Annotated in this window: 19 protein-coding genes; 7 read left to right on the forward strand and 12 right to left on the reverse strand. The window is 70.8% G+C overall.

Features of this window, described 5'->3' with window-relative positions; translation table 11 throughout:
• Positions 1-92 precede the first annotated feature (92 nt).
• Positions 93-3,182 carry a glycosyl hydrolase gene (locus ACGFQC_RS33660; RefSeq protein WP_363090345.1) on the forward strand — a complete coding sequence of 1,030 codons (3,090 nt, stop codon included), beginning with the start codon at positions 93-95 and terminating at the stop codon, positions 3,180-3,182.
• 103 nt (positions 3,183-3,285) lie between these two features.
• On the opposite strand, the gene ACGFQC_RS33665 is transcribed toward ACGFQC_RS33660, so the two are convergent.
• Together ACGFQC_RS33665 and ACGFQC_RS33670 are read right to left on the reverse strand one after the other, a co-directional pair.
• Complete coding sequence (locus ACGFQC_RS33665) at positions 3,286-3,519, reverse strand: hypothetical protein (RefSeq protein WP_363090346.1); 234 nt, start codon at positions 3,517-3,519, stop codon at positions 3,286-3,288.
• Entirely contained in the window at positions 3,516-3,764 is a 249-nt protein-coding gene (locus tag ACGFQC_RS33670; RefSeq protein ID WP_363090347.1) for a hypothetical protein, read from the reverse strand. Before ACGFQC_RS33670 ends, ACGFQC_RS33665 begins: the two co-directional genes overlap by 4 nt.
• A 215-nt stretch (positions 3,765-3,979) precedes the next feature.
• On the opposite strand from ACGFQC_RS33670, the gene ACGFQC_RS33675 reads away from it, so the two are divergent.
• Positions 3,980-4,828 (forward strand): helix-turn-helix transcriptional regulator, encoded by an 849-nt coding sequence (locus tag ACGFQC_RS33675; protein WP_363090349.1) that lies wholly within the window; start codon positions 3,980-3,982, stop codon positions 4,826-4,828.
• Positions 4,804-5,016 carry a DUF397 domain-containing protein gene (locus ACGFQC_RS33680; RefSeq protein ID WP_363090350.1) on the forward strand — a complete coding sequence of 71 codons (213 nt, stop codon included), beginning with the start codon at positions 4,804-4,806 and terminating at the stop codon, positions 5,014-5,016. Before ACGFQC_RS33675 ends, ACGFQC_RS33680 begins: the two co-directional genes overlap by 25 nt.
• Here ACGFQC_RS33680 and ACGFQC_RS33685 read toward each other — a convergent pair.
• From ACGFQC_RS33685 to ACGFQC_RS33730, 10 genes are all read right to left on the reverse strand, one after another.
• Positions 4,991-5,269: a hypothetical protein gene (locus ACGFQC_RS33685; RefSeq protein ID WP_363090351.1), complete on the reverse strand. Its 279-nt coding sequence runs from the start codon at positions 5,267-5,269 to the stop codon at positions 4,991-4,993. The genes ACGFQC_RS33680 and ACGFQC_RS33685 overlap by 26 nt on opposite strands.
• A gap of 69 nt (positions 5,270-5,338) precedes the next feature.
• A complete protein-coding gene (locus ACGFQC_RS33690; RefSeq protein ID WP_363090352.1) occupies positions 5,339-5,803 on the reverse strand; it encodes a hypothetical protein in 465 nt (154 codons plus the stop codon).
• Between the two features lie 18 nt (positions 5,804-5,821).
• The gene (locus ACGFQC_RS33695; RefSeq protein WP_363090353.1) at positions 5,822-6,172 is read right to left on the reverse strand and encodes a hypothetical protein; all 351 of its coding nucleotides are present in this window, start codon (positions 6,170-6,172) and stop codon (positions 5,822-5,824) included.
• Between the two features lie 119 nt (positions 6,173-6,291).
• Positions 6,292-7,080: a hypothetical protein gene (locus tag ACGFQC_RS33700; protein ID WP_363090354.1), complete on the reverse strand. Its 789-nt coding sequence runs from the start codon at positions 7,078-7,080 to the stop codon at positions 6,292-6,294.
• Entirely contained in the window at positions 7,077-7,835 is a 759-nt protein-coding gene (locus tag ACGFQC_RS33705; protein ID WP_363090355.1) for a hypothetical protein, read from the reverse strand. The genes ACGFQC_RS33700 and ACGFQC_RS33705 overlap by 4 nt, the downstream gene beginning before the upstream one ends.
• Before the next feature lie 7 nt (positions 7,836-7,842).
• Positions 7,843-12,609 (reverse strand): putative T7SS-secreted protein, encoded by a 4,767-nt coding sequence (locus ACGFQC_RS33710; protein ID WP_363090356.1) that lies wholly within the window; start codon positions 12,607-12,609, stop codon positions 7,843-7,845.
• Between the two features lie 2 nt (positions 12,610-12,611).
• Complete coding sequence (locus tag ACGFQC_RS33715; RefSeq protein ID WP_363090357.1) at positions 12,612-13,268, reverse strand: hypothetical protein; 657 nt, start codon at positions 13,266-13,268, stop codon at positions 12,612-12,614.
• Positions 13,265-13,705, reverse strand: a complete 441-nt coding sequence (locus ACGFQC_RS33720; RefSeq protein WP_363090358.1) for a hypothetical protein — start codon at positions 13,703-13,705, stop codon at positions 13,265-13,267. The genes ACGFQC_RS33715 and ACGFQC_RS33720 overlap by 4 nt, the downstream gene beginning before the upstream one ends.
• A gap of 141 nt (positions 13,706-13,846) precedes the next feature.
• Positions 13,847-16,072, reverse strand: coding sequence for a catalase/peroxidase HPI (katG, locus tag ACGFQC_RS33725; protein WP_363090359.1), 2,226 nt, complete (start codon positions 16,070-16,072; stop codon positions 13,847-13,849).
• A gap of 77 nt (positions 16,073-16,149) precedes the next feature.
• Positions 16,150-16,590 (reverse strand): Fur family transcriptional regulator, encoded by a 441-nt coding sequence (locus ACGFQC_RS33730; protein ID WP_363090360.1) that lies wholly within the window; start codon positions 16,588-16,590, stop codon positions 16,150-16,152.
• Between the two features lie 482 nt (positions 16,591-17,072).
• Here ACGFQC_RS33730 and ACGFQC_RS33735 point away from each other — a divergent pair, with 482 nt between their 5' ends.
• From ACGFQC_RS33735 to ACGFQC_RS33750, 4 genes are all read left to right on the forward strand, one after another.
• Positions 17,073-17,453, forward strand: a complete 381-nt coding sequence (locus ACGFQC_RS33735; protein WP_363090361.1) for a cell division protein SepF — start codon at positions 17,073-17,075, stop codon at positions 17,451-17,453.
• A gap of 285 nt (positions 17,454-17,738) precedes the next feature.
• Positions 17,739-18,065, forward strand: coding sequence for a nucleotide pyrophosphohydrolase (locus ACGFQC_RS33740; protein ID WP_363090362.1), 327 nt, complete (start codon positions 17,739-17,741; stop codon positions 18,063-18,065).
• 230 nt (positions 18,066-18,295) lie between these two features.
• Positions 18,296-18,757, forward strand: coding sequence for a DUF6099 family protein (locus ACGFQC_RS33745; protein WP_363090484.1), 462 nt, complete (start codon positions 18,296-18,298; stop codon positions 18,755-18,757).
• Between the two features lie 126 nt (positions 18,758-18,883).
• On the forward strand, positions 18,884-19,807 hold the full coding sequence (locus tag ACGFQC_RS33750) for an LLM class F420-dependent oxidoreductase (protein WP_363090363.1): 924 nt from the start codon (positions 18,884-18,886) through the stop codon (positions 19,805-19,807).
• The last annotated feature ends 247 nt before the right edge of the window (positions 19,808-20,054 follow it).

Raw genomic sequence — 20,054 nt, forward strand, 5'->3', positions numbered from 1 at the left:
GACGCCCGATCGTACGTGTGCGAAGTATTGACCGTTCACCGTCAGGGTCCTACGTTGACGCCGTCCTGAGAGCGCTCTCAGAAAGGTGGACCATGAAATTCCGCAAACACCTCGCCTTACTGTCGGTGGCCGCCGTGGCGGCCTCGGGCCTGTCCGCGATCGCCGGTGCCGGTGTCGCCTCCGCCGCCACCATCGACGTGGGCAGAGGCAGTTACAGCGACGTACGACCGCCAGGCAGGCAAGGGCCGTCCAACAGCAGCGGTCAGGCGGTCACGCCGAAGGTCACGCCGGCCATGGCGGCCAAGCCCGTCCCGACCAACGACTGGTGGTCCTCGCTGGTCTTCCAGCGCTTCGCGGGCAACCCGTGGTCCGAGAACATGTACGGCCACCCCCTCACCTACAAGGCGGTCTCCGGCGGCCTGGAGGTCGGCTACCCGACCACCCACCAGATCGTGGGCGACGGCCGCCAGTACGAGTTCCCGCACAAGGCCGACCTGACCCTCGGCCTCGCGGGCCTCAACTCCCCGGACGCCAAGGCGGACGGATGGAGCGACTGGACCGTCACCCCCTACTGGAAGGACGGCGCGCGCACCCTGCGGGCCACCATCGGCCACGGCTCGCCGTACGTGTACGCCGAGGGCACCGGCGGCGCGGCGCAGATCACCGCGGCCGCCCCGCCCACCGTCTTCGCCGACCGGGGCAACGTCCTCGGCGTCACCATCGCCGGCCACGACTACGCCCTGTTCGCCCCGAGCGGCAGCGACTGGACCGTCTCCGGCAACGACATCCGCGCCGGCCTCGGCAGCAAGGACTACTTCTCCCTCGCGGTCCTGCCCAGCAAGGCGGCCCTCGCCGACTACACCGAGTACGCCTTCAGCTTCGTCACCGGCTCCACGACCAGCTGGGAGTACCTGGAGGGCGACGGCAAGGTCAAGGCGACCTACTCGCTGACCACCGAGGCGAAGGAGGGCGACGAGACCGGCACCTTCCAGGCGCTCTACCGCCACCAGTGGATGCACACCACCGACCAGTTGACCGACCACACCTATGTCTCCTCGCGCGGTGCGATGAAGGTCCGCGAGGGCACGTCCTTCACGACGGTCCAGGACGTCAACGGCGTCCTGCCGGGGCTGCCCGGCGCCGCCGGCGTCGACAGGGCCAAGCTCAAGACGTACATCAACGACGTGCTGACGCAGGGTGATCCGTTCAGCGGCGCGACAGACACCTACTGGACCGGCAAGGCCCTCGGCAAACTGGCCCAACTCGTGCCGATCGCCGACCAGATCGGCGACACCGCCGCCCGCGACAAGCTCCTCGCCCTGATCAAGGCACGCATGCAGGAGTGGTTCACCGTCGGCGGCCCCTCCGAGTTCTCCTACGACAAGGACTGGCGCACCCTCATCGGCTACCCGGCCTCGTACGGCAGCGACCTGGAACTGAACGACCACCACTTCCACTACTCGTACTACGTGATGGCCGCGGCCGTGGTGGCGCAGTACGACCCGCGGTGGGCCGCCGACTCCGAGTGGGGCGGCATGGTGGAGGAACTCGTCAAGGACGCCGCCAACCCGGCCAGGGACGACCCCGAGTACCCCTTCCTGCGCGGCTTCGACGTCTACGCCGGACACAGCTGGGCCGCCGGCCACGAGGCGTTCGCCGCCGGCAACAACCAGGAGTCGTCCTCGGAGTCGATCAACCTCAGTGCCGCGCTGATCATGTGGGGCTCGGCCACCGGCGACAAGGCGCTGCGCGACCAGGGCGTCTACATGATGATGACCGAGTCGGAGTCGATCGCGCAGTACTGGTTCGACGCCGACCAGCAGGTCTTCCCCGAGGACTTCACCCACGACGTCGTCGGCATGGTCTGGAGCAGCGGCGGCGCCTACGCCACCTGGTGGACCGCCAACCCCGAGGAGATCCACGGCATCAACTTCCTCCCCGTGACCGGCGGTTCCCTGCACCTGGCGCGCGAGAAGGACATGCTCCGCCGCAGCGTCGCCGAGATGGAGAGGGAGAACGGCGGCCCGGCCGTCGAGTGGCGGGACGTCTTCTGGGAGGTGCAGGCGCTGGCCGATCCGGCCAAGGCGATGGCGCTCTGGAACCAGGGGAACGGCGGCTACGTCCCCGAGGAGGGCGAGACCAAGGCCCACACCTACCACTGGGTCGCCACGATGAACGCCATCGGCGCACCCGACATGACCGTCACCGCCAACACGCCCTCCGCCGTGGTCTTCGACAAGAACGGCACCAAGACCTACGCCGCGCACAACTACGGCACCGAGGCGTGCTCGGTGAAGTTCTCCGACGGCGGCGTCCTCAACGTCCCGGCGAGGTCCACCGCGTCCGGAACGGGCGACGACACCCCGCTCGACAAGCTCTGCGGAGCCGGCGGCGGCACCACTCCGCCGGCCGACGACAAGCCCACCGCGCCCGGCACCCCCGTCGCGAGCAATGTCACCGACAACGCGGTCACCCTGACCTGGGCCGCCGCCCAGGACGACAAGGGCGTCAGGAACTACGACGTCTTCCGCGGCGCCACCAAGGCCGCCACCGTCACCGGAACCACGTACACCGACACCGGGCTGACCCCCGGCACCGCGTACACCTACAGCGTGAAGGCCCGCGACACCGCGGGCCAGATCGGCCCGGCCAGTGGCACGGTGACCGTCACCACCACCGGTGACGCACCCCCTCCGTACGTCACGGGCGACACCTTCTACCCCCAGCCGGACGGCCGGCTCAGCACCACGGCGGCCACGGCGGCGTCCTCCGACACCATCCGGTCGGCGGGCGGCACGAACAACGACGGCACCCCGAAGAACCCGGTCGTCTACGAGGTCGAGAACGTGAAGGGTGCCCTGAAGTCGGGTGTCGCCACGGCCTTCGACCTCAAGGTCGACGCCGGCACCTCCGTCGGCAACGCCCAGCAGGCCCGGGTGTCGTACGACCTGACCGGCGACGGCACGTTCGAGCGCGTCGAGACGTTCCGCTACTTCGCCACCGACCCGGTCCCCGGCTGGGAGACGTACTCCTCGGCCCGGCAGGGCCTGCACTCCGCCACGGGCACCCTGGGCGACCTCGACGGCGGAACCGTCCGCGTCGAGGTCTGGAGCGCCCTGGGCAACACCCCGTCCACCCTCCAGGTGGGCACGGGTTCCGTCCTGACCATCCCGTTCGCCTGACCGCGGCGGAGGTCACGGCAAGCGGTCGAACAGCGCACGGAAGGCCCGGCACCGGGCGGCTCCTCGCCCCCGGTGCCGGGCCGTGCCGTCATCCGCCGTGCCGTCATCCGCCGGGGTGCCTGCTCCGGGCGTTCACCTCGGCGACGAGGGCGCTCAGCAGTTCGTCCTGCGTGAGCGTACGCAGCCGGCCGGGGTCGGCGTCCCACTCACGGCCACCGCCGAGCGGGCGGACCCGGACGTACGGACCCTCGTGACCCGTCACGCGTCCCACGCGGTCACGGACGGTGTCGCGGACGGCCTCGCCGACGGCCGGGAGCCCGTCGGCGCCGTCCGTCACCTGCCGATCCCCTTCGTGATCACGTCCGCGAGCATCAGGGCGACGGGGGCCGAGCACACCCCGAGGTGGACGAGCGCGTACTGCGCCTCGGCCCTGCGGTCGTCCGCCCACGGCGTACGGATGTCCATCGCGGGAAGCTGGATGCCGGCCTGGGAGAGGGCGGCGGCGAGCGCGTCGCGGGCTTCAAGGGCCTCGGCGGTCCTGGGGGTGGGGGAGTCGTGGGGAGCCGGGCGGGTCTGGTCCATGAGGGTCCTCGTGGGTGTCGGTGTCCGTACGGGGTGCGGTTCCGCTGATTCCATGACCTGACCGCGCCGGCTGAATTACGCTGCGTAGTCCGGTCGTTACGAGGATGCGGCCGGGCGCGGGCGGCCGAGGTGTGGACGGGGTGGTGCTTCTCCGCCACACGGGGCCGGTTCCACAGGTTCCACATCGGTCACACGAACGTCCCGGAGGGAGCGGTATGTCGCAGCGACGCGTCATCACCGGCCGCAGCCAGGAACCCCGTCAGCGGTTCGCCGAGGAGCTGCGGACGCTACGGGCCGGGAGCGGGACGAGCCTGCGGGCGCTCGGCGAACGCCTCGGCTGGGACTGGTCGTTGTTCGGCAAGATGGAGAAGGGCGAGACACTGGGCAGCCCGGAGGTCGTCCAGGCCCTCGATACGCACTACGGCACGCCGGGACTGCTGCTCGCACTCTGGGAGTTGGCGGCCGGGGACCACACGCAGTTCCGCGAGCGGTACCGGCGCTACATGGCGCTGGAGGCGAAGGCGGTGAGCCTGTGGCACTTCGCGGTGAGCGTGCTGCCGGGGCTGTTGCAGACACCAGGGTACGCACGGGAGGTGCTGGCGGCGGGCGGCCTCAAGGGCAAGGAGCTGGAGCAGCAGGTCGAAGCGCGGATGGGACGGCGGGAGGTGCTGGAGGGGGAGGATGCACCCCGGTTCCGGACGATCCTCTCCGAGGCGGTCCTGCGGACGGCGTTGGTGGACACCTCCGAGTGGCGCGGACAGTTGGAGCACCTTGCCGAGGTGGCGGAGCGTCGGAACATCGCTGTCCAGGTGCTGCCCTTCAGCGCCGGCCCTTACGGTCTCGACAGCACCGACGTGTGGTTTCTGCGTCTGCCGCAGCAGCGCACGGTGGCTTACACGGAGAACGCGCACCGGGGTGACCTGATCGAGGACGATGCATCGGTCGAGAAGCTGCAAGCCGCTTACGATGCAGTCCGTGACCTGGCGCTGACCCGAGCCGAGTCGCGGAAGTTCATCCTGCGCATGTTGGAGGAAGTACCTTGCGGTTCATCGACCTTGGCGTAGTGACATGGCGCAAGAGCTCTTACAGCAACTCGGACGGTGGCGCATGCGTCGAGGTCTCCCACGACTTCGCCGCCGTCGCCGTCCCGATACGGGACAGCAAGGTCCCGCACGGCCCGGTGCTCGTGTTCCCGGCCGCCGACTGGGCCACTTTCGTCTCGGCAGTCAAAGAAGGGCAGTTGAGCGGCTGAGAACGCGGGCCAGGCCCTGTACCTCCAGCGCCCCGCTCACGGCGGTCGGGAGTCCGGCGTCGTCGAGATCACCTGGTTCTGTGAGGTCGGGGTCGACCGAGTAGTCCTCGAGGATCATGAACACCTTGTTGAAGAGATCGCCGAGGGTTCCCTGGACCCGTTCCCCCTTTGCCTGGGAAGTGCGCCGGGCCTCCCACCAGCCGTGCGCGAAGTCCGGTGCGCCGCAAGTCCCGTCGCTGAATGCGTCCAGCAATGCCAGTTGGCGTGCCGCCGCGCTCGCCCGGTCGACGTCATCGGCGTGTGACCAGGCCTTATGGCCAGGTCAGTGAGCGGCGGCCACGAACACCAGTGAGGGGCGGCAGTCCTGGAGGCTGCGCGCATAACGACCGAAGCGTGCGCGTGCGGTGTCAGTGCCTTCACTGACGGCCGAGTCCATGAAAGCGGCGGTTCCTGCGATCAGCGCGTAGCCGTCTTCCGGAAACAGGACGGCTCCTTGCGCGTCAGGGGTGCGCAGCAGGCAGGGCGGACGGAGGCCCGTCCAGTCCGCGTCAACGGGTAGCCGGGATGTCACACGGGGAGTCTCGGTGAGGTTCGTCGCGAGGAGGTGCGAGGCCCCGACGGCACGGGTGCCGGCCGTGATGCGACGGGCCAGCGCCGGGTCGATCCGCGCGCCTACGGGCACCGGGGTCACCGACTTCCCCCGCAGCCAGGACGAGGTGAAGGCGGCGTCCGTGTCCAGCACCTTCCTCAGCTCCCGTGACTCTCGGTGTTCTGCTTCGGTGACCACGGAATCTTCTTGCGCTTTCTACGAGAACAGGAGGCGATCGCGTATCGACAGGTGGGGCGTCACCTGGATCTCCATGGTCCCCGTGCACTCACCCATGTCGAAATCGATGGAAATGTTGCGGTTCGATCGTCCTGAAGTGAAGGAAAGGCGCGTCGCGCTCTCGCGGAAGACGTCCAGCACCTCGATTCCCCGGTCGTCCACCCAGCGAATCCTCACCGACCTCGCAGGCGCGTCGTAGGAGAGGACGAGGGACTGACCGGAATCATTTCGCAGGGTGAGAACCCGCGCGCCGCTCTCGTCCGCATCGGGCCATTCGCCGATGGTCTGGTAGACCTCGTCGTCATCAGGGGTGACGAACTCTCGGTACACGTCCGGCTGTTACCTTTCCCGCTCGGCAGTCGGCAGTCGGCAGTCGGCGGTCGGCGGTCAAGGCTGCTGCGAACTCGGACGATTGCCCCTCTGCACGACGGGGGCACGGAAGCCAGACCCTACTCGAGTTCCGCCGCGCGGCTCTTGAGGTCCTGGGCGAAGGTGTCCCAGTCGGGCCCGAAGCACAGCAGGTCCGCGGCCGCCTCCCGGAGCAGTCGCGGGTCGTCGGGACGTTGCAGGCAGGCCAGGCGGTAGGCGAGGTTCCTGGCCCAGGGCGGCAGGGCCGTCCAGTCCTCGGCGAGGACGTCCCGGAGCATGGCGAGGATCTCGTCGACCGTCGCGAAGGTGACCTTTTCGATGAACTCGCGCGTCGCTTCGTCGACCTGCTCGCTGTCGGCACCGTCGATCGCCCGACTGAGGCTCCTGGCCGCGGTGACTACCGGCTCGGGCACATCTCGTTTTTCCCGATGGGTGTCGAACGCGTGCACCACCACCCAGTACTCGAATTCCTCGACCGATACTGCACACAGGTGACGGCCGTCGACCGAAACCGCGACGAACTCCGGTGAGCCTGTCGCTGTGGAAACGCGTGATGGCAGGTTCTTGCCGACCGGGTCCTTCACACGCACCCAACCGACCTCGCTCCCACCCGGCATGGGCGCGAACATGAGGAACTCGCCGTTCTCCGCGTGCAGTGAAGCTCGTGCGGCGTGATGGTGCCACGCCTCATCCAGTTCGTCGGCGGCGTGCGGGGTGGTGGCGGGGATCGCGGCGACCGGCTCAACCTCGAATCCGTTCACCGCGTGGATGGCGGCAATCACGGGTGGGCCACCACGCGCCGCCCTCCCCGTCACCTCGAGGCCGCAGCGCTCGAGCAGCCGTACGGCGGTTTCTCGGCTGGCTGTCACCAGTTCCCGTAGTCCTCCACGTAAGTGGCGATCAGTTCGAGCAGGGCGTCGGCCCGGTGCCGGTCCTCGCGTTGGTCGCGCAGGGCCTTGTCGGCGGCCCGGAGACGGGCCAGGGCGTTCGGCTCGCCGTCCAACAGGTCGTCGACGATCGGCTGTGTGACCAGGTCCAGGCATTCGGTGAGCAGCCGACGAGTGGCCGGCGACGGCGGGGCGGGGACCGGGTCGGCGTACGCGAGGGTCAGGTGGCGCGCGGGGTCGGTGAGGCTCCAGCCGACGACGGTGCGGTGCTGGACGAGGAGTGCCACGTCGGGGGCGATGCCGATGCAGGCGTCCAAGGGCTCGTCGAGGACGTCGAGATCGCGCAGAGAGATCAGTACGGCGTCCCCGGGAGCGCGGCACAGCAGCGTGCACGTCTCGTGCCGGAAGTCCCGGACCTCGTCCGCGCGGAGCCCGCCCGGCCGTACCGCGGGCAGGACGGGAAGGCGGGTGGAGGTCTCGGCGGTCGCGGACACGTACGGCAGCTGGAGCTCGGCCCCGACCAGCTTCCGGCTGTCCGGGTCGAACCGCAGGACGTCAGGCGTGTCCCACAGCCAGTCCTGACTGCCGAAGGTGTTCGCGAGGAACCGCACACGCTCAGCCGCGTCCGCGTAGTGCATGACGCGTACGGAGTCGCCTGCGAAGCGAGGGGTGATGTGCAGCGGATCGTCCGTCACCGTAGCGCGCCAGTCGCCGTCGAACGACAGTTTCGTGGTCATTCTTGCCTCATCTGATCTGCACTCCTGGGGCCAGATTGCCGAACTTGCCAGGAATCCTGCCCTCCACGACGTCCTCGTGGGTAACCGGCCTGCCGGGGTCTGACGGGCTGCCTCCGAGCGCCTTCGCGCCGGAATCACCCTTGATGCCCGACTCTCCGTACGCCGTGATGGCCTGGCCCTGCTTGGCGCCGGGCCCGTAGACCACGGCAATGTCATTGTCCTTTCGGAAGATGAAGTTCCCTGACTGGCCCGATGACTGGTATACGGCATCGGGGTTCTTCAGGATTTCAAGGACCCGCTCGTCGGTAAAGCCGTGCCCTGTGTCCCCGTGGTAGTCGGCATGTTTCTTGAGTTCGCCGTTCTGTGCTCTGGCGAGGACTTCGTCCACGATCTTGTCGATCCGCTTCTGTGCCTTCTCCTCCTTCGTGTACTTGGGCATGAGGCCCAGCGGGTCGCACCCGTCGAGCGGGTTCTCCACGTACGCGACGGGGTTCGGGGCGGGAGCCAGCCCCAGCGGGTCCGGTGAGGTGTAGCGGCCGGTCTCGGGGTCGTAGTGGCGGAAGCAGTTGTAGTGGAGGCCGGTCTCGGGGTCGTAGTACTGGCCGGGGAAGCGCAGGGGGGTGTACGCGCTGCTGTCGCGGGACCAGGCCGTGGTGCCCCAGAGCGTGCTGCGGGTGCGCCAGGCGATGTCGCCGCTCTCGTCGACGAGTTCGGTCGGCGTGCCCACCAGGTCGGTGGCGATGGCGAAGAACCGCCGGTCGATCTCCTCCTGGCGGTCGTCGGCCGTGAGGATGCGCTCGGTCTGGGCCAGGGGGACGACGTCCCGGTGGTCCCATGTGAGGGCGACCGTGTGCGGGACGTCCGGCTGGTGGCTGCTCTGCTCGCACAGGGTCAGGCCGTCCCAGGTGAACCGGACCTCCTCGACCACGCCCTCGCCGTCGGCCGCCAGGCGCTGTTTCGCGGTGCGTCGGCCGAGCGGGTCGTAGCGGTACCTCCACCGCGTCCCGTCGGGAGTGGTGACGGAGGTGAGGAGGCTCTCCGTGTCCCAGGTGTAGCGCCAGGTGTCCGGCTTGCGGGAGAGGCGGGTCTTCTGCCGCAGGACGACCCGGCCGAGGGCGTCGTACTCGAAGCGGACGTCCCCGGCGCGGGTGAGGGTGGTGCCGGTGTAGGCGCGCGGTCCGGTGGCCTCGCGGCCGGGGTGGCCGGACGGCCAGGACGCCGAGGTCTGATTGCCGACGTCGTCGTAGGCGTACCGCTCCGTCCATCCCCGGGCGTGGACGGCGGTGACGCGGCCCACCCGGTCGAGATCGAAGGTGCGGGAGCCCGACAGCCGGTCCGCGACGGAGGTCAGTCGGCCGTCGGCGCGGTAGGAGTAGGCGCGGCTGTTGACGTCGCGCCCGCCGGCGGTGATGTGCTGCGAGGCGAGCCGTCCGGCCTCGTCCCAGGCGGAGGTCATGGTGATCGCGTCGCCGAAGATCCGGGTGAGCTCCCGGCCGGCGGCGTCGTGCGCGAAGTCGATCCGGTGACCGCCGCTGGTCAGGCGCTGCGGCAGCCCGTCGGTGTCATAGGAGTAGGAGGTGACGTGACCGGTGGGTGTGGTGCGGCGCGTACGGCGACCCAGGGCGTCGTAGGCGTACAGGACCGGGCGGCCGTCGACCAGTTCCGCCTTGGTCAGTCCTCGGCGGTCGTACTGGTAGCGCAGTTCGCTGTCCGGTCCCGTCGCCTCCACGAGGCGGCCCGCCCGGTCGTACGCGTAGTGCGTCACGCGGCCGTCGATGTCCTTGCGGACGACCTGACCGAGCTGGTCGCGCTCGAACGAGACGGTCCCGCCGAGCGCGTCGACACGGGCGGCGAGCCGGCCCGCGGCGTCCATCCGGTAGGTGAGGGTACGGCCGTCGAAATCGGTCTCGGAGACGATGTCACCGGCGGCGTCGTACACGTAGGTCCAGGTCAGCCCCTGCGGATTGGTGACGCGGGTGAGGCGCAGTTCGGCGTCGTGCTCGAACTCGTAGCGGGCGCCGTCGGGCCGCGTGCGGGCGACCGGCAGGTCGAAGTGGGTGTACTCGAAGCGGGAGACGCCACCGGACGCGTCGGTGTGGGTGAGGCAGTTGCCCTCGCCGTCGTAGGTCCATGACTCCGTGGCGCCGTCGGGGCCGGTGCGCCGGGCGAGCTGCCCGTCGGCGTGCCACTCCAGGAGGGTGACGCCGCCCGTCGGATCGATGACCCGGACCGGCCTGCCGAGGCCGTCCCGCTCCGTGCGGGTGACGGCGCCGCCGGGACCGGTCACCTCCACGGGCAGCCCGGCCGCGTCGCACACCGCACGTGTCGTGGCTCCGAGGGCGTCGGTGACGGAGGTGAGCCGGCCGGCGTCGTCGTAGGTGTAGCGGGTGGTGGAGCCGGCCTGGTCGGTGACCGAGGTGCGGTTGCCGCGTTCGTCGTACGCGTGGACCATGCGGGTGCCGTCCGGTGAGACGACCTCCACCGGCAGGCCGAACGGGCCGCGCACGGTGCGCAGTTCGCTTCCGTCGGGGCGGGTGGCGGAGACGACCCGGCCGGCGTCGTCGTAGGTGAAGGCGGTGGTGTGGCCCAGCGGGTCCGTCCGGCTCAGCACGTTCCCGCGGGCGTCGTAGCGGAACCGGGTCGTGTGGCCGAGCGGGTCCGTGGTGGCGATCACCCGGGAGTGGCGGTCGATCAGGTGGCGGGTCGCGTGGCCGTCGGCCGTGGTGAGGGTGGTGGTGCGGTGGCCGGTGGTGGGGTCGGGTTCGGTGTAGGCGAGGGTGATCTGGACGTGGCCGGCCTCGCCGCCCTCGGCCACGACGCGGTCGTGGTCGTCGTAGAGGTAGTCGTAGCGGCTGCCGTTGGAGTCGATCCAGGCGATGACCCGGCGGCGGTCGTCGTACAGGAAGGTGGTCGTCGCGCCCGACGGCTTGGTGACGGTGGTGAGGTCGCCGTCCTGGTAGCCGTAGCTCATCAGGGGCAGGTCCGCGCCGGCCTCGCCCGCGCCGGCCAGGGACAGGGCGGTGACCAGGCCGTCGGCGGTGGTCAGCCTCACCCGGTGGCCCGCCGAGTGGACCAGGGCCAGCGGCAGGCCGTCCTCGCCGCGGTCGACGGTGACGGTGTGGCCGTTGCGTTCGGTGACGGTCGACAGCCAGGCGGTGCCGTCGTCGCCCGGTTCGGTGCCGGGCGGGGCGGTGAAGCGGCGGGTCAGACCGCTGTCGGGGTCGGTGAGCGTGTAGTCGCCGTCGGGCTCGCGGGCCAGCAGGGTGCGGGCCCTGCCCGACTCCGGCGAGGTGGGCACGCCGGGGACCGGGTGCGGGTACGGGATCAGCAGTCCGTCGGCGGTGACGTGCAGGACGCCGATGGCGTCGACCTGGAGGCGCTCGTCGACGGTGGACGTCCAGGCGGGTCCCAGGAAGCGGCCGGCCGTGCAGCCGGACTCGGTGCGGCGGGTGAAGACCAGCGGCAGGATGCCGGGGATCTCCAGGTCGGTCTGGGGCAGGAACATCCGGCCCGAGGCGAGGTCGACGGGGTCGGTGCCGTCCGTGGTGCGTTCACCGTCGGGCCGGTCGTGGGTGCCGTCCGGGGCGTCGTCGGCCAGCTTCCGCACCCGCGCGGCGTCGGCGGCCTCCTCCGCGATGCGGATGCCCTTCACCGCGGCGCCGCCGCCACCGGTGGCCGCGGTCAGCGCCAGGTCCGGGATGAGCCGGCCGAAGCCCTCGGCCGGGTCCTTCATGAAGTCGCCGATCATCTGCTTGCCGGTGCCGACGGGGTCGTTGGCGGCGACCACCAGACCCGCGGCCAGACTGTTCAGGGACGTGGCGTACTCGGCCGGGTGCGTGATGTTGTACGGGTCCATCGGGTTCACGCTGCGCACGAAGTTGAGCAGCCCGGCCGTGCCCTTGATGATGCCGCCGCCGACGTGGTCGCCCATGATCTGCAGTTCCTGCATCCCGTCGCCCAACTGCTCGGCGTACGAAGGCTTCTTCGGGGCCATGTCGCGGGCGGCGCGCACCGCCGCGCGGGCGGTCTCCGCCGCCGAGTTCCGCTGCGTGCGGGCCTCGGCGAGGATGTCCTGGGCCTCCTTCATCAGCTTCTTGCCCGGGTCGTCGAAGGTCGACGCGGGCTTGGGCGGCAGCGAGGCCGGGTCGCGCTTGTCCGCCGGCTGGGCGTTGAGGCGGTCGACGGCGCCGTTGTAGTCGTCGACCTTCTTGCGGTGGGCGTCGGCGGCGTCCTCGGAGGCCTTGACGCCCTCCTTCCACTTGTCGATCGCCGTCTGCGCCTGGCCCTGCGCCCAGGTGACGGTGTCGGCGAACGCGTCCAGCGCGGCGGCCGCCTTCTCGACCGCGTCGGCGGCGTTGTACCACTTGGGCGGCTGGGTGCTCACCGCGGTCCGCAGCGCCTCGGCCGTCTCGCCCTTGAGCCGGGACGGGTCCATGCCCTTGAGACCGTCGCCGGTGCCGTCGAAGGCCTTCTGGAAGGCGCGGAGTTTCGTGGCGGTGGCGGTGATCTTGCCGGGGCTGCCATAGACCAGCTTGGTCTTGTCCTCGGTCTGGCCGAGATCCATCTCGTCGACCTCGGCGCCCAGCCGGTTGGCCACCGAACGGGACTGCTCGCGCACCCAGTCCGCGCCGGACTGCCAGCCTGCGTCGCCCAGTCGGTCGGCGGTCCAGTTGCCCGCGTCCTCGACCCGGTTGCCCACCCACTCGACGCCGTCCTCGACCACGTCCTCGACCGAGTCGGGCGTGATGTCACTGATGAAGTCGCCGATACCCATGCTCAGTTCCCCCCGGCCTCACCCTGCTGCTGCTCCTGCCGGGCGCGTTCCTCCGGCGACGGGCCGAAGGTGTCGTCCAGCGCCTGGTTCCACTGGTCGTCGGAGATGCCGAGCGCGTCGTTGAGGATCTCCGACTGCTGACCGCCCCGGCCCTCGGTGAGGACGGTGCGGCCGGTGTCCTTCCAGGTCTGCCCCATCTCGTCACCGGCCTTGTCCCACGACTCGGCACTCCAGTCGGGGTCCAGGTAGTCCGGCGTGAAGACGTCGCCCCAGTCCTGCCGGGCGATCTCCTCCTCACTGGCGTGCGGGTTGCCGCCGAACAGGGAGTTGGCGCCCACCTTGAGCGTGCCCGCCACGTACTGGTCGTGCTCCCACAGGGTGCCCGCCGCCAGGCCGAGGCGGTTCGCCAGCTCGCTCGCGTCGTGCACCAGGGCGCGCACCCCCCACTCCCAGCGCTCGCAGAATTCCTCAAAGTCGACCGAGAGGCCGTGGTGCCCGGCCTCCATCCCGGTCATCGCCAGCTCCGAGAAACCCTTGCCCATGATCGACCCGGTGGCGCCGCCGAGGTCACCGAGCTGGTCGATCGTCGCGCCCACGCCCTGCGTGAACTTCGCGACGGACGCCTTGTCGAGGTTGAGGTCCGTACCGTCACCGCTCATGACCGCGGCCCCCGTTCCGTCTCGGGTCCCGTCTCAGGTCCCGCCGTACCGGCGTCGACGGCGACCGCGTCCGGGACGATGCCGACGACCGGCGGGAAGAACATCGACCCGTCCTCGGTGGCGATGTCGACGGCGAGACCGGCGGGTTCGTCCAGTGAGGGCACGATCTCGTCGACGATGCGCGCGCCCAGCAGCGCCGCGTACTCCATCGGCCGGTCACCCGGCCCGTGCCGCAGCGCGAACCGGGCCAGTGCCGTCTCGTCGGTGAACCCGCAGATCCACCGCACCCCGCCCGAACGCACCGACCACAGACCGCCGTCGGCCACCGGCACCAGGAGCACCGAGCGCCGCATCTCCCCGACCAGGGCACGGGGGTCGTCCCCGCCCCTTCTCCGCTCGGCGATCCGCTCGGCGAGCGCCGCCCCGGTCTGCTGCACGGTTCCTCCCTGGTCGCAGGTGACTGATGGCACCGTAGAACAGGACGCGGGGGACGGGGCGTGTGGTTCTCGTGGAGAACGGGCGGGCGCACGACGGCCGGGCCGCTCCCGAAGGAGCCGGCCCGGCCGGGGTGTGCGGGATCAGACCAGGTCGAAGCGGTCCAGGTCGGAGACCTTGACCCAGGCGTCGACGAAGTCCTTGACGAACTTCTCCTTCGCGTCGTCGCTCGCGTAGACCTCCGCCAGCGCGCGCAGCTCGGAGTTCGAGCCGAAGACGAGGTCGGCACGGGTGCCGGCCCACTTGACCTCGCCGGTGGCGGCGTCGCGGCCCTCGAAGGTGCTCTGGTCCTCGGAGGTCGCCTTCCACGTCGTGCCCAGGTCGAGCAGGTTGACGAAGAAGTCGTTGGTCAGGGCGCCGGGCGTGGTGGTGAGGACGCCGAGCTGCGACTGCTGGTGGTTCGCGCCCAGCACGCGCAGGCCGCCGACCAGGACGGTCATCTCGGGGGCGCTCAGGGTCAGCAGGTTGGCCTTGTCGAGCAGCAGGTACTCGGCCGGCAGACGGTTGCCCTTGCCGACGTAGTTGCGGAACCCGTCGGCGGCCGGCTCCAGCGCGGCGAAGGACTCCGCGTCGGTGTGCTCCTCGGCCGCGTCCACCCGGCCCGGCGTGAACGGCACCTCGACCTCGACGCCACCCTCCTCGGCGGCCCGCTCGACCGCGGCGGCACCACCCAGCACGATCAGGTCGGCCAGCGAGACCTGCTTGCCGTCGGTGCGGCCGGAGTTGAAGGACTCCTGGACACCCTCCAGAGTGCGCAGCACGAGCGCGAGCTGGTCGGGGTCGTTGACCTCCCAGCCGCGCTGCGGCTCCAGGCGGATGCGCGCGCCGTTGGCGCCGCCGCGCTTGTCGCTGCCGCGGAACGTCGAGGCCGACGCCCAGGCGGTGGAAACCAGCTGCGAGACCGTCAGGCCCGAGGCGAGGATCTGCTCCTTCAGCCCGGCGACGTCGTCGGCGTCGATCAGCTCGTACGTCCGCTCCGGCAGCGGGTCCTGCCACAGCAGGGTCTCCTGCGGGACCTCCGGGCCGAGGTACAGCGACTTCGGGCCCATGTCGCGGTGGGTCAGCTTGTACCAGGCGCGGGCGAAGGCGTCCGCGAACTGGTCGGGGTTCTCGTAGAAGCGGCGCGAGATCTGCTCGTAGACCGGGTCGAAGCGCAGCGCCAGGTCGGCGGTGAGCATGCTCGGCAGGTGCTTCTTCGACGGGTCGTGGGCGTCGGGGATGATGGCCTCGGCGTCCTTGGCCACCCACTGCTTGGCGCCGGCCGGGGACTCGGTCAGCTCGTACTCGTACTCGAACAGGTTCTTGAAGAAGCCGTTGCTCCACTGCGTCGGCGTGGCGGTCCAGGTGACCTCGAGGCCGGACGTGATGGTGTCGCCGCCCTTGCCGGTGCCGTAGGTGTTCTTCCAGCCGAGGCCCTGCTCCGCCAGGGAGGCGGCCTCGGGGTCGTCGCCGACGTGGTCGGCGGGGCCCGCGCCGTGGGTCTTGCCGAAGGTGTGGCCGCCGGCGATCAGCGCGACGGTCTCCTCGTCGTTCATGGCCATGCGGCGGAACGTCTCCCGGATGTCGCGGGCCGAGGCCAGCGGGTCCGGGTTGCCGTTCGGGCCCTCGGGGTTGACGTAGATGAGGCCCATCTGGACGGCGCCGAGCGGGCTCTCCAGCTCGCGGTCACCGGTGTAGCGCCGGTCGTCGAGCCAGGTGGTCTCGGGACCCCAGTACACGTCCTCCTCGGGCTCCCAGACGTCCTCGCGGCCGCCGCCGAAGCCGAAGGTCTCGAAGCCCATCTGCTCCAGCGCCACGTTGCCGGTGAGGACCATCAGGTCGGCCCAGGACAGGCTCTGGCCGTACTTCTTCTTGACCGGCCACAGCAGTCGGCGGGCCTTGTCCAGGTTGGCGTTGTCCGGCCAGCTGTTGAGCGGGGCGAAGCGCTGCTGGCCGGCGCCGGCGCCGCCGCGGCCGTCGCTGATGCGGTAGGTGCCGGCGCTGTGCCAGGCCATCCGGATCATCAGCGGGCCGTAGTTGCCGAAGTCGGCCGGCCACCAGTCCTGCGAGGTCGTCAGCACCTCGGCGATGTCCTGCTTCACGGCCGCGAGGTCGAGGTTCTTGAACGCCTCGGCGTAGTCGAACTCCTCACCGAGCGGGTTGGCCACGGCCGGGTTCTTGGCGAGGATCTTGACGTTGAGGCGCTCCGGCCACCACTGGCGGTTTCCGCCGCCCTGGGTCGGGTGCAGGGCGCGCCCGTGTGCGACCGGGCAGCCGCCGGCCTCCTCCGCCTTCGGTTCCGTGACGATCGCGTCGTGGTTCTCGGTCATTGGGGGGTTCCTTCCGAACTGCGTGGATCACAGGGCTTTACTACTGCGTGGAGCGGTGAATCGGGTGCATCGGTGGATCAGGCGGCCGACGGGGTGCCGGAGCAGTCGGGGCACAGGCCCCAGTAGATGACCTCGGCCTCGTCGACGGAGAAGCCGCGGTGGTCGGAGGCGGTCAGGCAGGGGGCGTGGCCGACCGCGCAGTCGACGTCGGCGATGGCACCGCAGGAGCGGCACACGAGGTGGTGGTGGTTGTCCCCGACGCGGCCCTCGAACCGGGCGGGGCTGCCCGGCGGCTCGAGGCGGCGCAGGAGACCGGCCGCGGTGAGCGCGTGCAGCGCCTCGTACACGGCTTGCAGCGATATGTGGCCCACGCGGTCGCGGACGCCCGCGGCGATCGCCTCGACCCCGAGGTGGTCGCCTTCGCGCACGGTGTCGAGCAGCGCGACGCGGGCGGCCGTCACCCGCAGGCCGGCACCGCGCAGCTCCTGCGCCGTGGACGGAATCCCGGGTGCGGTCATGGACACCAACCTACCCCCACAAACACGAATGGTTCAAGAAATGGAATCGATCCAATTCTGAGTCGTGTCGTGTCGCGATCATGGTGTGCGTGTCGGGACGTGCGCAAGGAGTCACGGGTGAACGTGTCGTGTACGAGGTGGCCGCGGCGGGCTCCGCGGTTGGTGCAGAAGCGAACGGGTGCCCGGAGCGAGCGGCACGGCGGACGTCGTTCGAATGGTTCCGGGCGGCGCGGACGGGGCCGGCCGGCTTCGCCGGGCCGGTGCCGCCGGCGTGATGCTCGTCAAGTGCGTGGCAGGGGAAGGCGATCGGGGCCGGTGAGCGGGGCGTTCGCGGAGGCGAAGGCCGCGCTGTGAGGCGGCCGGGAGGCGGTCCGGTGGCTTCCGCGGCTGTCGCGGCCCGTGTCGCTGTTGGGCTGAACGGGTGACTTGGCGTAAGAATGGCTGGTGCAGGTAGTGAAAGCGAGTCAGTTCGGGGGGTGCCGGTGAACCGTTACGACGTCACCGATGAACAGTGGGAAGGGCTCGCTCAGGTCGTTCCGTTGCGCGGCCGGGACGCCTGGCCGTCGGCGGTGAGCCACCGCGCGCTGCCGGACGCCGAGACGGAGACCCGGCGGCGCTTCGTCGTCCTGCGGGTCAATGTCTTCGCGGACGCGCGCGAGGTCGCCGAGACCCTGATGGCCGGTATTCCGGTGCTGCTCGATCTGAGCAGCGCGGAGACCGACGTCGCCAAGCGGGTCCTGGACTTCTCCACCGGCGTGGTCTTCGGCCTCGCCAGCGGCATGCACCGGGTCGACCGCAACGTGTTCCTGCTGACCCCGCCGGGCACCGAGGTGAGCGGACTCATGGAGGACGCGGGAGTGTGAGCGGGGCACGGTGCGCGGGGTGCGGGCGCGGGAGCGTGACGGAGGTGCGGGGCGCGGAAGGGTGACGGAGGCGCGGGGCGGGGGCGGCGGCCCGTCGCCCCCGCCCACCCCCGGTCGTCGCGCTCGTCGACGGCTTCGACCGGGACCTCGACCCGCACCGGCGCCGGGACCTGCTGCGGCTCGCCGTCCGGATGGGTGGGCGCGGCCGCATCCGCTGCGTCGGGGTGGTGGGCGACGCCTCCCGGGCGGCGGGACCGCCGAAGTGGCGGTGGTACACCTGGAGCCGTGACAGAACATCTCGACGTGGCGAAACTGCAGCGCAGGCTGGCCGAGTTCGCGGCGGCCCGGAACTGGCAGCCGTACCACACCCCCAAGAACCTCGTCTCCGCGCTCAGTGTGGAGGCCTCCGAACTGGTGGAGATCTTCCAGTGGTTGACGCCGGAGGAGTCGGCGCGCGTGATGGACGACCCGGACAGCGCGCACCGGGTGACGGACGAGGTCGCCGACGTCCTCGCGTATCTGCTGCAGCTGTGCGAGGTGCTCGGCATCGATCCGCTGGCCGCACTCGACGCGAAGATCGACCGCAACGAGCGTAGATTTCCGGCCCCGTGACCTGCCCCGCGCGGGCGGCGGGGCGGGCGTCCGAGGCCGCCGGTCAGGGGAGCCGCGCCCTCCGTCGTCACTCTTCATCACTCTTCGTGACTGTTTCGAGGTTCGACGCCGATTTGTTGTCCACAGATTTCGGTCTTCCTCTGGCTTTTCGTCCCATCGACCTTCACTCTGGGTAGTGATGAGGTGACGTGGACGTGCGCGGAGCACGTCGGGACAGACGGGGGCGCCCCATGGACGCGGTGCGGCTCATCCTGACAAGCAGCCGGGCTCTCGCGGGCAGTGACGGCGGGAGACGGACCCTGACCGAGGTGTGGCAGGCGCAGGCCCTGGCCCAGGCGGTCGGCAGTCGCCTCGCGGTCTCGGGCCCGCCCGAACTGCGCGGCGAGGCGCTGAGGTTGACCGAGCTGGCGGGCCGGGGCTGCGGGGTGCTGGACACCCCGGACCTCGACCCCGGCGACCTGCTCGCCGCCCGGCTCACCGAGCTGGACGACGCCCGCGAAAGCCTCCTCCGCCTGGGCGACCTGCTCGGCGAGGTCGGCATCGCCCTCGTCGGCGTCGCCAGCTCGGCGGCCGACGAGGGGACGTACTGGCAGTGCATGGAGGCCATCGACGCGGCGGACGAGGCGAGGGACCGGGTCCTGGAGATGCTGCGCAAACTGGCGGCGCGGGAAGGGGTGCTGCGGGAGGGGTGACCCCGCGGGAGGGACGGGCGCCGCCGGCACGCGTGGTGTCCCGAGCCCGTACGGCACCCCCGGCCGGGACGGACGGTGCGGGAGGGGCTGCCGAGGTCGACGAGGTTTCTCGGGCAGGATGGAGGTATGGATCTCCGCATTTTCACCGAGCCCCAGCAGGGCGCCACCTACGACACGCTCCTCACGGTGGCGAAGGCCACCGAGGACCTCGGCTTCGACGCCTTCTTCCGCTCCGACCACTACCTGAAGATGGGTGACGCGGACGGCCTGCCCGGCCCCACCGACGCCTGGATCACCCTCGCCGGCCTCGCCCGGGAGACCAGGCGCATCCGGCTCGGCACGCTCATGACCGCCGCCACCTTCCGGCTGCCCGGCGTCCTCGCGATCCAGGTCGCCCAGGTGGACCAGATGTCCGGCGGCCGCGTCGAACTGGGCCTGGGGGCGGGCTGGTTCGCCGAGGAGCACGCCGCGTACGGCATCCCGTTCCCGAAGGAGAAGTTCGGCCGCCTGGAGGAGCAGCTCGAGATCGTCACGGGCCTGTGGGCGACGGACGCCGGCCGGACCTTCGACTTCCAGGGTGAGTACTACCAGCTCAAGGACTCGCCCGCGCTGCCCAAGCCCGCCCAGGCGAAGGTCCCCGTGCTCATCGGTGGTCACGGGGCGACCCGTACGCCCCGGCTGGCCGCCCGCTACGCCGACGAGTTCAACATGCCGTTCAGTTCGGTCGAGGACACCGAGCGGCAGTTCGGCCGGGTCCGGACCGCCGCCGAGAAGGCGGGGCGCGCGCCCGAGGAGATCACCTACTCCAACGCCCTCGTGGTGTGCGTCGGCAAGGACGACCAGGAAGTCGCCCGCCGTGCCGCCGCGATCGGCCGCGAGGTCGACGAGCTGAAGGAGAACGGCCTGGCGGGCACCCCGGCCGAGGTCGTCGAGAAGATCGGCCGCTACGCCGAGATCGGCTCCACGCGCCTCTACCTCCAGGTCCTCGACCTGCACGACCTGGACCACCTGGAGCTGATCTCCGCCCAGGTCCAGTCGCAGCTGCCGTAACGCCCCCGCACGCCTCGCGTGCTCCCGGCGCCGGACGCACCCGTCGCGCGCCGGACGCACCCGTCGCGCGCCGCACAGCAGCGCGCCCCCGCCCCGGACCCTGGGTCCCGGACAACGATGTCCGGCACCCGGCACCCGGCACCCGGCGCCCGGCGCCCGGCGCCCGGCGCCCGGCACCCGGCGCCCGGACCGCGACGGCGCGCAGGCCCCCGCACCCCCGCCTTCCGGGCCCCGGGCGACGTTGTCC

Origin of the sequence: Streptomyces sp. NPDC048734 (assembly GCF_043198675.1) — a bacterium.
Lineage (GTDB): Bacteria > Actinomycetota > Actinomycetes > Streptomycetales > Streptomycetaceae > Streptomyces.

Excerpts from the sequence above, each read along its gene's own strand:
- ACGFQC_RS33745 (WP_363090484.1), top strand. The coding sequence starts at position 18,296 with ATGGACGCGGTGCGGCTCATCCTGACAAGCAGCCGGGCTCTCGCGGGC.
- ACGFQC_RS33730 (WP_363090360.1), bottom strand. The coding sequence starts at position 16,590 with ATGACCGCACCCGGGATTCCGTCCACGGCGCAGGAGCTGCGCGGTGCC.
- ACGFQC_RS33675 (WP_363090349.1), top strand. The coding sequence starts at position 3,980 with ATGTCGCAGCGACGCGTCATCACCGGCCGCAGCCAGGAACCCCGTCAG.
- ACGFQC_RS33710 (WP_363090356.1), bottom strand. The coding sequence starts at position 12,609 with ATGGGTATCGGCGACTTCATCAGTGACATCACGCCCGACTCGGTCGAG.
- ACGFQC_RS33670 (WP_363090347.1), bottom strand. The coding sequence starts at position 3,764 with ATGGACCAGACCCGCCCGGCTCCCCACGACTCCCCCACCCCCAGGACC.
- ACGFQC_RS33660 (WP_363090345.1), top strand. The coding sequence starts at position 93 with ATGAAATTCCGCAAACACCTCGCCTTACTGTCGGTGGCCGCCGTGGCG.
- ACGFQC_RS33715 (WP_363090357.1), bottom strand. The coding sequence starts at position 13,268 with ATGAGCGGTGACGGTACGGACCTCAACCTCGACAAGGCGTCCGTCGCG.
- ACGFQC_RS33750 (WP_363090363.1), top strand. The coding sequence starts at position 18,884 with ATGGATCTCCGCATTTTCACCGAGCCCCAGCAGGGCGCCACCTACGAC.
- katG (WP_363090359.1), bottom strand. The coding sequence starts at position 16,072 with ATGACCGAGAACCACGACGCGATCGTCACGGAACCGAAGGCGGAGGAG.
- ACGFQC_RS33705 (WP_363090355.1), bottom strand. The coding sequence starts at position 7,835 with ATGACCACGAAACTGTCGTTCGACGGCGACTGGCGCGCTACGGTGACG.